The organism is Micromonospora sp. NPDC050187, assembly GCF_044459745.1.
In the GTDB taxonomy this organism is placed as follows: Bacteria; Actinomycetota; Actinomycetes; order Mycobacteriales; family Micromonosporaceae; genus Micromonospora.
On record NZ_JBITJH010000023.1, the window covers coordinates 1 to 13,854 of the forward strand.

Sequence of the window (13,854 nt, forward strand, 5' to 3'; positions counted from 1 at the left end):
GTATATTCCCCCGCCGCCCTCTTGGCTATATCACGGGGGTTGACACACACCCCCCGCCCCCTGTATTCGTGGGTCAGTGCGCGCCCCCCCCCCCCGCGGGGGGGGGGGGGGCCCCCCGCCCCCCGGCCGGCCCGTGGTCAGCGGTGGTCAGCCGTTGTTGTCGATCAGGCTGGCGATCTCGTTGTAGATCAGGTGCGCCTTCGCGCCCTGGTTCGACGGGCAACCGCCGAGGTGGTGCAGGGCGATGACCCGGTGGCTGCCGTTCAGCACCGGCGAGCCCGAGTTGCCGCCGGAGGTGTCACAGCTGTAGCTGATGTTCCAGGTGTTGTAGTTGGCGTTTCTGACGGTGCAGTTCGTGCCGTTCTGGGTGTCCTCGAAGATCGACAGTCGCTTCGGGCTGCCGTCACCGTGCCCGGGGATGTACATCCGCGTACCGGTGGTGGTGGCGGTCGTCGCGAGGTACAGCGTGCCGAAACCCTGGATGCTGGCGAAGTTGTTCACCGAGTACAGGGCGTAGTCGAGCTCGCCGGAACCGCCGCTGCTCACCTTGTAGAGGGTGGCACCGCTCACCTTGGTGCCGGCGCCGGGGTTCGAGCCGCCGCAGGTGGCGCACTGGTAGTTGAACTGCGTCTCGCTGGCGCTGACGGCGGACTGCGTCGAGAAGCAGTGCTTGTTGGTCAGCAGGCGGTTGGTGTTGCCGACCCGCCAGGCGGTGCACATGCCACCGCCGCTCATCAGCAGCCGCGCCACCGCCCGGCCGCGGGCGTACTCGGTGGGGTGGCTGTTCTGGTAGCAGACCACGTCGCGGCGGGCGTCGGTGCTGCACACGGACTGCGTGGAGAAGTTGTACTGCTTGATCTCCGCGTGGTCGTAGCCGCGCCAGAACCGGTCGATGGTCGCGGCGCCGCCCCGGCCGGGGCGGCTGCTGTGCAGCGTCACCACCGCGGTGTCACCCTCCACCGACATCGCCCAGAAGCCCGGTTGGCCGTCGGTGGTGTAGTCCGAGCCGGTGGCCCGGTCGAGGTTGCGGTCGTACCGGTAGCTCTCCCGGCCGTCGGGGCTCGACACGGTCACGTAGTCGCCCTGAGCCAGTCGCAACGAGCTGAAGTGCACCTTGACGTACGACGCGCCGGGATGCCGGATGATCTGCGTCCGGCCGTCCCGGGCGTAGGACAGCGAGCCGTCGACGGTGCGGAGTTCACCGACCGTGGTGACGCCCTCGGCCGAGAACTGCTCCGATTCGGGTGCCCGCTCGGACTGCGGTGCGAGAGGCTGCACCGAGGCCGCCTCGGCGGCGGGCATCGACAGCAGGCTCAGCCCGAGTGTGCAGGCGCTGAGCGCGACCGCCGCCGTTCGCAGGCGGCGCAGGGTCTTCTTCATCGTCGCTCCTCCCCAGGAACCAGCACCAGACGTGCTTGCAGCCTTCATACACGAAAGGACCGAGACATGCAAATGTATCAATGCGTGGCGGTTGACGAGGAGGGACACCAGTTGTGGATCAAGCCGCTACATCGCCTCCAACTCCCGCCCCCTGGTTTCACGGACGAAGCGTCGAACGAAGACGAGGGCGAGGCCCGCGAAGGCGGTGTACATGCCGTAGACGAGGGGGAGGCTGACGTGGGCGAGGCTCGGAAAGGAGATGGTCACCAACCAGTTGGCGATCCACTGCGCGGCCCCTGCGACCGCGACTGCGGTGACACGGATTCGGTTGTTGAACATCTCGCCAAGCAGCACCCACAACGTCGGTCCCCAACTTGCCGCGAAGAACACCACGTAGAGGTTGGCCGCGAGAAGAGCGGCGACGCCCACACCGGGAGGGAGGGTGAGGTTTTCCCCGGTACCGGAGGCACGGCTGAAACACCAGGCGAGGGTCGCCAGGGTGACGACCATGCCGGAAGCGCCGACAGTGAGCAACGGCTTACGGCCGACCCGGTCGATGAGGGCGATCGCGAGGAGGGTACCGGCAATGTTGATGACACTCGTGATCACGCTTGTCACCAGGGCCTCGTTCTCGGTGAAGCCGACGGCGCGCCAGAGTGTGGTGGAGTAGTAGAAGATGACGTTGATGCCGACAAGCTGCTGAAGGGCCGCCAGGACGATTCCGGTCCAGACGATCGGCAACAGCCCGAAGCGCCGGTCACGATCAGAAGCGCCGCGCAGGTCGGACAGGGCTACCGTCTCCTTCGTGCCGGCCAGTGATCGGTCGATCTCGGCAAGCCGCACACCGTCACCGACATACCGTTCCAGTACCGCACGGGCCTGCTCACTGCGCCGGCGCCGAACCAGATAGCGCGGAGACTCGGGCAACCGCAGCGCCAGCACGACGTAGAGCGCGGCAGGAACCGCGGCCGAGGCGAACATCCACCGCCATGCCTCACCACCCCACGGAACGTCGTTACCGGCACCGCCGGCCGAGGCCGCCAAGGCGTAGTCGGCAAGCAGCGCGGCGAAGATACCGGTCACGATGGCCAGTTGCTGCAGCGAGCCGAATCGGCCTCGCTTCTCCGCAGGAGCGATCTCCGCGATGTAGGCGGGCACGATCACGCTGGCCGCCCCGACCGCCATGCCGGCAGTGGACCGCCAAGCGGTGAGGCTGACCGGACCCACCGCCAACGCCGAGCCGACGGCACTGACCGCGAACACGATCGCGGTGATGAGCATGACCCGCACCCGACCGATCCGATCCGCCAGTGGACCCGCGAACCACGCGCCGACCGCACCGCCGAGCAACGCGGTGGAAACCGCCGCCCCCAAGACCAGCGCGGACAGGTCGAACCTGGCTTGTATCGCATCCACGGCGCCGTTGACCACCGCCGTGTCGTAACCGAAGAGGAAACCGCCAATCGCCGCGGCTACGGCGATCAACAACGCCCCGCCTGGCTTCTCGGGCGGGGTTGTGGCGGCACCATGGCCGGACGCAGCACCCCCTTGGCCCATGCTGCTCATTTTGCCTCTTTCGGCAATGTTTGTTCGGTTTTAGCCTCAGCCAACGACGGTGGCCAGGGCCGTGACGTTCTGGAGGTAGATTTCGGTCCGACCGTTACCGCCGCAGACAGACGCGTCGGTCAGCAGCTCTCCGGAGTTGACGCCGACGCGTCGGTGAGCTGTAGACGCGCGCGGAGCCGGCGCGCCTCACGACCCCGGTAAGCACGCAGGGCGCTGCCGAGGGTGTCGCGTACGCGCGGATCGGGATGGTCTGCCAGGTACGCCAGTTCCTCGGCGCCACCGCGCCGGCCACGGCCCAGTTCCCACAGCACGTCGATGATCTCGTCGGCGGTGGTTGCCGTCCGCAGCTGAGCCATCAGTTCACCCTTCGGCCCGGGCGGCTCGTCGTACGGGAACCGGCGGCGCAGCCTGGCCACGTTCCGGGCCCCACGCGGCAGACAGGCTGGGCATGGGCAGGGCCGCCGTCCGTGAGCTCCCGGCAGGTACCGCCAACCGACTCCCTGCGGGACGTCACGGATCCGGTGTACCTCGGCGGTGGTGACCGCGCGGGGCACGAACACCTCCCAGCCGCGCGGGTCGTCGCGTTCGCGCACCGCCGCGACCGCCTGTGCGGCGGTGACCGCACGCGGTGGGGCACCGTAGTGCCCGACGGTCACCCGCTCGTCGTCGGACAGCCGCAGATGCACCGCGACGAGTACGCCCGAGTGCCAGCGCCGCAGCTCACGCACCCACTGATAGGTGAGAGTGAACGACGGCAGCACCGGCATGCAGTACACGCCCCGTCCACCGTCGTGCCCAGCGCTGCGCGCCGCGATTCCCGATCGCTGCATGCGTCGAGCCGCCCCTGCCCGGGTGATGTGCACGAACTCCGCCATCGCCACGGATGGTAGCCGGCGGGCGGACGGCGGTGGTCACGATTTACCCCGGGCTCAGCACACCCGTGCCGACGTCGAGGTCGCCGACGAGCGAGTCCGGGGCACGCATGTGCCACGCGTCGGTGACGAGTTCCTCCAGGCGGTCGACGTCCACCCGCGCCAGCAGCACCATGACCAGGGGCAGCCCGTCGTACGCGGGCGTCGTGAAGAAGACCTCAGGCTCCCCGAGGAGCAGTGCCTGCTTCTCCGCTTCGTCGCCGACGTACAGCACCGCGATGTCGGTGCGGATGAGGCGCGACGCACCGGGTCTGCGTTCGGGGTAGGACCAGACGAACCCCTTGTCGGCGACCCGGAAGTCGAAGCCGTCACTGTCGATCTCGACCACGTGAGGCAGTGCCCGCGCCAGGCGACGGACGTCGTCGGCGTCAGCCATCGAGGTTGCTCCAGAGAGCCATTTCCCGCACGCGCACAGGTTACAACCGCCCACCGACATCGCCCGGCGGCGCGGGTGCGGGGCCTGTCGGTGGGATGGGCCACGGTAAATCCCTGGTCGACGAACATGGGTATCACCGATGATGGCGGCCATGGCCACGACTCAACGAGCCGACATCGACGGCTACGTCAGTGGCCCCGACGCCCCGACCCGGGCGACGGCCCGCGCTCTGACAAAGGTCGACGACGCGGTGGCCGTGGTGCTCGTCGAGGGGATCAGCGACCAGATCGCCCTGGAGACAGCCGCCGTGGGCCGTGGCCGGGATCTCGCGGCGGAGCGGGTCGTGGTCGTGCCGATCGGCGGGGCACACGCGATCGGTCGCTTCCTGACGAGGTTGGGCCCGCTGGGCGCCGGGGTACGGCTTGCCGGCCTCTGCGACCTGCGTGAGGAGGAGCTGTTCCGGCGCGGTCTCACCGCCCAGGTCGGCTCGACCCCCACCCGCGCCGACATGGAACACCTCGGGTTCTTCGTCTGCGTCGACGATCTGGAGGACGAGCTGATCCGCGCCCTGGGCACCGCGGAGGTCGAGGCGCTCTTCGACTCGCAGGGCGACCTCGGGTCGTTCCGTTCGATGCAGAACCAGCCCGCCTGGCGCGGCCGGCAGCCCGATGCGCAGATGCGGCGGTTCCTGGGCAGCGGCTCGCGTCGCAAGCTGCGCTACGCACGGCTGCTCGTCGAGGCGGCAGTCGGCCGGGACGTCCTGCCTCGGCCGCTCGACGCGCTGCTCACCGCCGTGTGACCTACCGGTCGTCCGGACCTCGACCGGCCCGCCAACCGGCCGGGTCGACACCGCCGGGCACCGGCGCCGCCGGGTCGTAGGGCTGCCGGGTGAAGACGAAGGTGCCGAGGTCGAGGTGGCTCACCGCGCCTGCGGCGTCCCGTTCCACCAGCAATCGCTCGCCGGCGAAGTAGCCGTTGATCCCCTCCCACCGGCCGTCGCCGGTGGGGCGCAGCCGGGTGCCGCGCCCGCCGCCGGACATCGAGGTCAGTTCCAGGAAGCCGTCGGCGAGCGGTCGCAGCAGGTAGGGGGCGGGTCCCCAGTACCACGGGCCGGCGAGGTCCAGCAGCTCCGGATCGACCGCGGGCAGCGGACGCCACGGCTCCGGGATCCGCGGCTCCCGCTCGGCGACCGTCCGCAGCAGGTCGGCGGCGACAGCACCGGCGGCGAGGCCGGCGGTCACGTTACCCAGCACGACGGTGCCCAGACCGTCGTCGGCGCTGACCCAGACGGTGGCGACGAAGCCCGGCATCGAGCCGGTGTGGCCGGCCAGCAGTCGGCCGTCCCGGCGCAGCAACTGGGTGCCGAGTCCGTAGCCGCTGTCCCAGCCGGTCGCCTCCGGAGGGCAGGCCGGGGCACGCATCTCCGCCAGAGTGTCCGGATGCAGCACCCGCTCGTCGCCGTCGGTGAGGAAGGCGGCGAACCGGGCCAGGTCCGCCGCCGTGGACCAGAGCTGCCCGGCCGGCGCCATCCGACCCGTGTCCACGGCAGGCTCCGGCAGCAGCACGTCGGCCCAGGGGTGGACCGCCCAGCCGGTAGCGTGCGGCGCGACCGGCAGCGGGGTGGTACGGGTCATCCCGAGCGGCTCCAGCACCTCGCGCCGCAGCACCTCGCCCCACTGCTCGCCACGCATCCGCTCGACGAGCGCGCCGAGCAGCGCGTAACCGGGGTTGGAGTAGTGGTGGCGCTGCCCGGCCGGATGCACCTGCGGGTCGCTGCCGAGCACGTCGGCCAGGTCCGGTCGCAGCGCGCCCGGGGTCCGCTCCCACCACGGACCGGGCGGCTCGGCGACCAGCCCGGCGGTGTGCGCCAGCAGAGCGCCGACGGTGGCCTCGCCCACCACGGTGCCGGGCAGGTGCTCGGCCAGCGGATCGGTCAGGGCGAGCCGCCCCTCGTCGCGCAGGCGCAGGACCAGCAGCGCCACGAAGGTCTTGGTCACCGAGCCGATCCGGTACTGGGTGTCGCCGTCCGGCGGGCCACCGTCCACGCTCCCCCGACCGTCCATCCACACCGGACGGCCGTCGCGCACCACGGCGGCGACGATCGAGGGCACCCGCCCCTGCACCTGACGGGTGGCGAGCAGGTGACGCAGCGCGCGCCGCGTCTCGGGCAGCAGATCCGTCTCGGTCGGCGACATGCCGGCAAACGTACCGGCAACGGGTGACACCCCGCCCCGGATTACCGTCCCGGACCGAGCTGGTCGGGACGGGAACCCGACAAGATCTGTCCACCGCCACAGTCGAGAGGTTTTCATTGCCAGGCGCCGGGTCACCACCCGGCGCGTTTTGACGAGGAGGCCTTGGGTGCGGAGGATTGTCGTGGGGTGGCTGGCGGCGTTGAGCGTCGCGGGCACGATGCTGGTGGGCGCGCCGGCGGCGGCACAGCCGGTGCCGGACGGCGCGGCGCTGGAGGGGATGAAGGTCCGGCTGGACCGTGCCGCCAGCGTGCCGGACGAGGTGACCGGCTGGTACGCCGACGTGGACGGGCGGACACTGGTGGTGCAGGCGCTGCCCGGTGGATCCGGGCCGGCCCGGCGGTTCGCCGAGAACAACGGGACGCCGAAGGGCACGGTGCGCGTCGTCGAGGCCGCCGGGCGTCCGCAACCGGAGTCGGACCGGCTGGGCGCCGGCCACGGTTACCTGATCGGCGGGACCGCCGGCTGCTCGACCGGGTTCGCGGTGACGGAGAACCTCACCGGTGACGCCGGGTTCCTCACCGCCGGGCACTGCGCGCTCGAGACGCCTCCTGGGGCGCTCACCGCGGATGGCCGGCCGCTGGGCGTCTGGGGCGGCTACTCCTACCCGTACGTCGACATGGCCTGGGTACGCACCTACACCGACTGGCGCCCGACCGCCGAGGTGCTCGGCCTCGGCCCCGTCAACGGCGACGAACCCGCCTCCGAGGGCACCACGGTCTGCCGTAGCGGCGTCACGACCGGCGTGCAGTGCGGGACCATCCTGGCCAAGAACGTCACCGTCATCTACCACGGCAAAAACGGCGAGCCGGACAAGGTGATGACCGGCCTGACGATGACCGACGCCTGCTCCGAGCCGGGCGACTCCGGTGCCCCGTACGTCGCCGGCGACCAGGCCCAGGGCATCCACTCCGGCGGCACCGAACTGTTGTGCGGCGACGATGACGACCGGTCGTACTTCCAGCCGATCCGGCCGATCCTGCACACCTTCGGTGTCAGCCTGACCCGCTACTGGCAGGGCTGGAACGAGGTGCCCGGCGGGCAACTTGTCGCCTCGGGCCCGGCGGTGACGACCTTCGCCGGCGCCGAGCACCTCTTCGCCCGTCGGGGCGACGGCCAGATCATCCACAACGTCCGCACGGGCACCCAGTGGTCGGGCTGGTCACCGGTGCCGGGCGGCCGCACCACCCCCAGCGCGCCGACGGTCACCGTCCACAACAACATGCTGTATCTCTTCGTGCGGGACTCCGCCGGCCGCATCTACGTCAACACGTCCACCGGCACGGCGTGGTCCGGCTGGGCCGAGGTGCCCGGCGGCGGCACCACCCCGAGCGCCCCCACCGCCGCCGTCGTCAACGGCGAGCTGCACCTGATCGTGCGGGCCGGTAACGACAAGCTCGTCGAGAACGTCCACAGCGCCACCGGCTGGTCCGGCTGGAACGTGCTGCCCGGCAACGGCAGCACCCCCGACGCGCCCGCCGTGACCGAGTACAACGGCACGCTGCGCCTGGCCGTACGCGCCGTCAACAACCTGATCTACCTCAACACGTACACCGCCGGGGCCTGGACCGGCTGGATCCCGGTGACCGGTAACGGCTGGACCGCCAGCCCGCTCGGCCTGGCCAGTTACGACGGCCTGCTGCGCCTGTTCGCCCGGGGCGGCAACGACCAGCTGTTCACCATCGCCTCCGACGGCACCACCTTCAACCGCTGGACCGAGCTGTCCGGCAACCGCCCGACCCCGAGCGGCCCGGCCGCCAACGTCTACGACGGCGAGCTGCACCTGTTCGTCCGTGGACTGGACAACAGGGTCTACGTCAACACCGGGCGGGCCTGACGTCGCGGGGCCGTTGCCGCCGGTTCCGTTCTCCGTGTCCCCGGGGATGCGGTCACGACCCCGTCGGCAACGGCCCCGCCGGATGCGACGATGCCCCCGTCCGGGTGGACGGGGGCATCACGCACCCCGCCGGCCGACGACGCCGGACCCGGCATCGATGTCCGGACCTGGCCCCGCTCCCCGCGTACCGGTCAACCGATGCGGCACTGCTTCACCCTGCGGCTGCCCGAGGTCTACCGGCGGCGCGGACCCGACCTGGTGGCCGTCGCGGTGTTCCTGTGGGACGACGAACTCTACTTAGAGGACGGCCGGCGTGTCGTGCCTCGTGACCACGGCCCGCGCACATTCCCGGCACATTCGGCGCCCATTATCGACGAGCGTCTTGACTGCCCTTCCGCGCGCCCCGATAGTCGGGCGAAAGCGACCTCCGGCTATCCGGCCGAAGAATCGCCATGGCTTTCGACAGGAGGTCGGTCGAGGAACGTCCCACGCGCCTGCTCGCGGTCACGCTCCTCGTCGCGGTCGGCGGACCGCCACCCCGGGCGCGCCGGCACTCGCAGCGCCCACGTGGCGTTCCGCGCTGCTGACCGTCCACATCGCTCACCTCACGGAGAACTTGTGATCACGAGAAGAAGTCTGCTCGTCGCCGCCGGCGCCGCCGTGGCAACCGCCGGGCCGTTGGCCCGCCCGGCGGCCGCCGCGCTGCCCGAGGTCAACATGGAGGCGCTGATCAAGGCGGCGCAGGTCGACCCCCGCCGGCCCGACACCGCCCTGACCGAGGGCGCCAAGAACAGTGTCCTGCTGGTGGAGCGCGCCCTCCAGGCCCGGGGCCTCCTGTCCGCCACCTACGTGGACGGACACTTCGGCACGAGCACGGTCGCCGCCTACGCCGCCTACCAACGGTCCCTCGGCTACACCGGCCTCGACGCGACCGGGCTGCCCGGTCCGTCGTCACTACGGTCGCTCGGCGAGGGGCGCTACACCGTCGTCCGAGCCATCTCGCCCGGCACCGTCGTGAGTCTGCGCGGCGTGCGCGTCAACACCCGGACCAGAGCGATGCTGTTCGAGGCCGAACGCCTGCTCGGCCGCCAGCTCAGCATCACGCAGGGGTCGTACAACACCGGGGTCGGCGCATCCGCCGGCACCCACGACGGCGGCGGCGCGCTCGACCTGTCGGTCAGCGGCCTCTCCTCGGCCACCCGGACCGACATCCTCCGCCGGCTGCGTACGGTGGGCTTCGCCGCCTGGCTGCGTACCCCGAGCCAGGGGGACTGGGGCTACCACATCCACGCCATCGCGCTCGCCGACACCGATCAGTCGACGGGTGCGCAGAACCAGGCCGGCGACTACTACCTCGGCCGCAACGGACTGGCGAACCGTGGTCCCGACGACGGTCCCGCAGTCAGCCCCAAGCGGACCTGGGAGGAATACCAGCGGACGCTCTGACGGGACGCTGCGATTCGACACCGGCAGTTCAGTGCGCTCAGGAGGAGAGTTGTCCATTCGTACCAGCCGCGTCGTACGCGGTGCCGTCGCCGTCTTCACCACGGTGCTGACGACCGCGGTGGTCGGCCTCACCAGCACCACCACGGCACAGGCCGCCGTGAACACCTCGCCGAACCATCTGGTGGTCTACAACAACAACATCGAGAACTGGCTGCCGGCCTCCTGCGCCGACGGCTTCATCTGGGATCGGCTGATCACCTACCTCAAGGGCCGGCCGCTGAGCCCGGACATCTTCACCGTGCAGCAGATCTCGAACCAGACGCAGCTCAACACCCTGACCCAGCGTCTCTCCGACGAGCTGCCCGGAACCTATGCCGGACAGATCGCAATCGCGAACCCCGGCTCGATGGGCTACACCAGCACCTGCGGCAAGATGAAGAACCAGCAGACCAACGCGGTCATCTACCGCTCCGACCGGTTCACCTACGAGGCCGCCACCCGATGGCGGTCCGACGCCCCCGAGGACTACGACGCGGGTACCGGCCCGTGCCGGAACCTGGAACCCACCAGGAGCAGCCAGGACCGGGTCCACAACATCGCCATCCGGTTGCATGACAGGGTCGCCGACCAGGATGTCTCGGTGGCCTCGATCCACTGGCCCACCAACACCTGGCACGCGCCCAAGTGCGCGGACGAGAACATCAAGGAGGCCGACGAGGCGATGGGCCGCCTCGGCGGCGACCTCAAGATCGTCGCGGGTGACATGAACGCCGAGCCCGACGACGCGGGCTGGTGGAACGACGGCAAGGGGTACGGGTACCGCGACCCGATCGCCGAGAAGTGCGGCAGCCGCAACTGCTCCTCGGCCTACGACACCCTCAACAGTCGGCGAATCGACTTCCTGCTGGTCAAGAGCGGCAACGGCTTCAGCAACGTCGCCACCATCACCGAGTCGATGACGGGCGGCGCGTACTCCGATCACCGCGCCGTCACCGCCTACGTCAACTACTGACGGCTGGCGTCACCCCCCTGCCCGCACCGGCTGACCGGGTCCGACGCTGACCGGCCGGCCGACACCCGACGCCCTCCCGCCGGCGCGCACGCACCCGCCGGCGGGAGGTGCGGAGCCGGACCCAGCACCTCCCGGCGGGAGACCGAACGTCTAGGCTCACCGCATCCATGGATGGATGGCGATCGGATCTCCAGGGATCGTGGGAGGTTCGCGGGTATGACGATCGAGTTCGGCCTGTTGGGACCGGTGACCCTGCGCATCGACGGTGACCACGTCGCACTGCCGGGCGGTCGGCCTCGACTCCTGCTGGCCGCGTTGCTCCTCGGCCGAGGGCGGCGGGTGTCCGCCGACCGGCTTCTGAGCGGTCTGTGGGCCGATCCCCCACCGTCGGCGCAGGCCAACCTGAGGACCTACGTGACCCGGTTGCGGACGGCGCTCGGGCCCTACCGTGACCGGCTGACCTGGGTGAACTCCGGTTACATGGTGGTGGTCGAACCGGGCGAGCTGGACCTCCACCGGTTCGAAGCCGACCTGAAGGACGCCCTCGGCGCTGGCCGTGCGACCCATCCGGAGCAGTGCGCGGACCTGCTCGCCACCGCGCTTCGCCGGTGGTACGGCGAGGCCGCGGAGGGACTGCCCCGCCACGGCGCACTCGGCCACAGCCTCGACGCACTCGACGAGAGCCGGTGGATGGCGGTCGAGCGGTACGCCAGGGCGTGCGTCGACGCCGGCCGGCATCAGGCGGCGGTCGCCGCCCTACGCTCGCTGCTCGCCGACCAGCCGGCGCGCGAGTCCGCCTGGGAGGGACTGGTCCAGGCTCTGATCCGGTCGGGCGACCGGGCCGAGGCCATGGCGGCCCTGACCGCGGCGGACGCCGCGCTGCTCGGCGAGGTCGGCCGGCGGGCTGGGCAGGTCCTCCGGGAGATCGAACGCGAGTTGCTCGACGCGGCGTCGGGGCCGGCTCGCCGTCCGTTGCCCGGGGTCGGTGACGCGTCGTCGGCGGGGGCGCCGTCCACCCTGCCGCCGTCCGTCGTCCTGGTCGGCCGGGAATGCCTGCTGGCCCAGGTCGAGGCCCAGCTCAGCAGGGCGGACATGATGGTGCTGCACGGACCGGCGGGGGTGGGCAAGTCGGCCCTGGCCGGCGCCATCGCCACCCGGCTGGCCCCGTCGTGTCCGGGTGGACAGCTCTACCTCGACCTGTGCGGCAGCAGTCCCGGCCTGGCCCCGATGACGGTCGAGGAGGCGATCGGCAGCCTGCTCCGCGCGCTCGGTGGTGACCTGTCCGGCGGTACGTCCGGCGCGGAGGCGGCCGAGCTGCGGGTGCGGGCCGGCGAGCGCCGGGTGCTGGTGGTGCTGGACAACGTGGTCGACGCCGGTCAGGTGCGACGGCTGTTGTCGATCCTGAGCAACGCCACGGTGATCGTGACGAGCCGGACGACGTTGCCGACGCTGGACGTCACCCACCTCGCCATCGGCGAACTCGGTCCCGACGACTCGGTGACGCTGCTCGCTCGGCACGCGGGCCCGGACCGGTTCACGGAGTCCCCACCGGAGGCCGAGGCGCTGGCCGCGTTGTGCGGCCACCTTCCGCTCGCGCTGCGGATCGTCGGCGCCCGGCTCGCCAGCCACCCGGAGTGGACCCTCGCCGCCATGGTTGCCCGGCTCTCCGACGAGCAGTACCGACTCGACGAGTTGAGCTGTGACGACCTGGCCGTGCGGGCGAGCCTCGCGGTCACCTGCGACGTTCTCGCCGAACGGCCCGGCGGGCTCGAATCCCTGGACCTGTTCGACCGCTGGGGCATGATCTGCTCGCCGGTGCTCGGTCTCGACCTGGCCCGGGTACTGACCGGGGCCACGGCGCGTGCGGCGCGTGCGGCGTTGGACCGGCTCGCGGACGCCGGGCTCGTCGAGGCGTGCGGGATGGACCGCTACCGCCTCCACGACCTCGTACGGATCTTCGCGATGGAGCGCGGCCGTCGTGATCCGGCGGCGCGGGTGGCCGCGCTGCACGCTGCACGCTGCTACTTCCTCGACACCGCACGACGCGCCCGGGACCAGATCCGGCCCGTCCCCCATCGGCTGCCGGACGGGTTCGTCGAAGCGCCCGCCACCGTGACCTTCGCCCACCAGCGGGAGGCCCTGGAGTGGCTGGAGACGGAGCGGGACAACCTCGTCGCCGCGGCACGGGTGGCGGCGCAGGACGGCACGCCTGAGGGGGACCTGTTCGCGGTCCGGTTGTGCGCGGAGCTCTACCCGTTCCTGCCGATGCGGGGTTACTACCGCGAACTCCGGGAGGTGGCCGGGGGTGCGTTGCGGTGTGCCCGGCGGCTGGGCAGCCGTCCGGACGAGGCAGCCTCGCTGACCTACGTCGCGGTGGCCCAGTCCCGGCTGGGCGAGACCGGGCAGGCGGTCGACGGGCTTCTGGTGGCCCTCGCACTGCGGGAGGCCGACGGGGACAACTACGAGGTGGCGGTGACCCTGGACCATCTCGGTGTCCTGCTGGCCGCCGCCGGCCGCCTCGACGAGGCCCGGGCCGGCTTCCTCCGGGCGCTGGAGATGCACCGCCGGGGCGGTGACCGACGGCGGGTGGGGCTCACCCTGAACAACCTCGCCGACGTGCTGCTGCAACTCGGCCAGACCGGCAGCGCGCTGGTCCACCTGCGGGAGAGCCTGCGGTTGCGACGGGAACTCGGCGACGAACTCGGCGTCGGCATCACCATGCTGACCATGGGTCAGGTCTATGCCCGCAGAGGCGAGTGCCGGCAGGCGTACGGGTGGCTCGGTAAGGCCCTCACCGCTGCCCGCGCCACCGGCAACCGTGAGGCGGAATCGCGGGTGCTCACCGTACGGGCGGAGGTCCACCGCGCCACCGGGCAGCGGCGGGCGGCCCGCGACGACCTGCACCTGGCACTCGCTCTCTCCGAGCAGATCGGCGACGCGAACGGCACCCGCGAGGTACGCCGAGCCCTGGTGCTCTGTCAGCTTCCGTCGGGTTCTGCGACGGCGGCACGCACGGTCGTCGGCAGGTGAGCCGGCCGCGCGACGGGGAAAGC

At 71.2% G+C, this 13,854-nt stretch carries 10 protein-coding genes; 5 read left to right on the plus strand and 5 right to left on the minus strand.

Going from position 1 to position 13,854, the window contains the following annotated elements; all coding sequences use genetic code 11:
- Positions 1–147: 147 nt before the first annotated feature.
- The 4 genes from ACIBJE_RS26690 to ACIBJE_RS26705 all read right to left on the minus strand — a co-directional run bounded on the left by ACIBJE_RS26690 (position 148) and on the right by ACIBJE_RS26705 (position 4,254).
- The gene (locus ACIBJE_RS26690; RefSeq protein WP_396752927.1) at positions 148–1,380 is read right to left on the minus strand and encodes a trypsin-like serine peptidase; all 1,233 of its coding nucleotides are present in this window, start codon (positions 1,378–1,380) and stop codon (positions 148–150) included.
- Between the two features lie 126 nt (positions 1,381–1,506).
- On the minus strand, positions 1,507–2,946 hold the full coding sequence (locus ACIBJE_RS26695; protein WP_396752929.1) for a sugar porter family MFS transporter: 1,440 nt from the start codon (positions 2,944–2,946) through the stop codon (positions 1,507–1,509).
- A 119-nt stretch (positions 2,947–3,065) separates the two neighbouring features.
- Positions 3,066–3,821 (minus strand): HEAT repeat domain-containing protein, encoded by a 756-nt coding sequence (locus tag ACIBJE_RS26700; RefSeq protein ID WP_396752931.1) that lies wholly within the window; start codon positions 3,819–3,821, stop codon positions 3,066–3,068.
- A gap of 43 nt (positions 3,822–3,864) precedes the next feature.
- Positions 3,865–4,254 carry an MmcQ/YjbR family DNA-binding protein gene (locus ACIBJE_RS26705; RefSeq protein WP_396752933.1) on the minus strand — a complete coding sequence of 130 codons (390 nt, stop codon included), beginning with the start codon at positions 4,252–4,254 and terminating at the stop codon, positions 3,865–3,867.
- Between the two features lie 151 nt (positions 4,255–4,405).
- On the opposite strand from ACIBJE_RS26705, the gene ACIBJE_RS26710 reads away from it, so the two are divergent.
- Positions 4,406–5,053, plus strand: coding sequence for a TOPRIM nucleotidyl transferase/hydrolase domain-containing protein (locus ACIBJE_RS26710; protein ID WP_396752935.1), 648 nt, complete (start codon positions 4,406–4,408; stop codon positions 5,051–5,053).
- Position 5,054: 1 nt separating this feature from the next.
- Here the strand turns inward: ACIBJE_RS26710 and ACIBJE_RS26715 are convergent, their stop codons facing one another.
- Entirely contained in the window at positions 5,055–6,449 is a 1,395-nt protein-coding gene (locus tag ACIBJE_RS26715) for a serine hydrolase domain-containing protein (protein ID WP_396752937.1), read from the minus strand.
- 166 nt (positions 6,450–6,615) lie between these two features.
- Here ACIBJE_RS26715 and ACIBJE_RS26720 point away from each other — a divergent pair, with 166 nt between their 5' ends.
- From ACIBJE_RS26720 to ACIBJE_RS26735, 4 genes are all read left to right on the plus strand, one after another.
- Positions 6,616–8,343, plus strand: a complete 1,728-nt coding sequence (locus tag ACIBJE_RS26720) for a trypsin-like serine protease (RefSeq protein WP_396752939.1) — start codon at positions 6,616–6,618, stop codon at positions 8,341–8,343.
- 618 nt (positions 8,344–8,961) lie between these two features.
- Positions 8,962–9,789 carry a peptidoglycan-binding protein gene (locus tag ACIBJE_RS26725; protein WP_396752941.1) on the plus strand — a complete coding sequence of 276 codons (828 nt, stop codon included), beginning with the start codon at positions 8,962–8,964 and terminating at the stop codon, positions 9,787–9,789.
- A gap of 49 nt (positions 9,790–9,838) precedes the next feature.
- Positions 9,839–10,801 carry a hypothetical protein gene (locus ACIBJE_RS26730; RefSeq protein WP_396752943.1) on the plus strand — a complete coding sequence of 321 codons (963 nt, stop codon included), beginning with the start codon at positions 9,839–9,841 and terminating at the stop codon, positions 10,799–10,801.
- A 216-nt stretch (positions 10,802–11,017) separates the two neighbouring features.
- Positions 11,018–13,831: a BTAD domain-containing putative transcriptional regulator gene (locus tag ACIBJE_RS26735; protein ID WP_396752945.1), complete on the plus strand. Its 2,814-nt coding sequence runs from the start codon at positions 11,018–11,020 to the stop codon at positions 13,829–13,831.
- Positions 13,832–13,854 lie beyond the last annotated feature (23 nt).

Bases quoted from the DNA above. Each gene is read 5' to 3' on its own strand.
- ACIBJE_RS26690 (WP_396752927.1), bottom strand. From the start codon at position 1,380: ATGAAGAAGACCCTGCGCCGCCTGCGAACGGCGGCGGTCGCGCTCAGC.
- ACIBJE_RS26695 (WP_396752929.1), bottom strand. From the start codon at position 2,946: ATGAGCAGCATGGGCCAAGGGGGTGCTGCGTCCGGCCATGGTGCCGCC.
- ACIBJE_RS26700 (WP_396752931.1), bottom strand. From the start codon at position 3,821: ATGGCGGAGTTCGTGCACATCACCCGGGCAGGGGCGGCTCGACGCATG.
- ACIBJE_RS26705 (WP_396752933.1), bottom strand. From the start codon at position 4,254: ATGGCTGACGCCGACGACGTCCGTCGCCTGGCGCGGGCACTGCCTCAC.
- ACIBJE_RS26710 (WP_396752935.1), top strand. From the start codon at position 4,406: ATGGCCACGACTCAACGAGCCGACATCGACGGCTACGTCAGTGGCCCC.
- ACIBJE_RS26715 (WP_396752937.1), bottom strand. From the start codon at position 6,449: ATGTCGCCGACCGAGACGGATCTGCTGCCCGAGACGCGGCGCGCGCTG.
- ACIBJE_RS26735 (WP_396752945.1), top strand. From the start codon at position 11,018: ATGACGATCGAGTTCGGCCTGTTGGGACCGGTGACCCTGCGCATCGAC.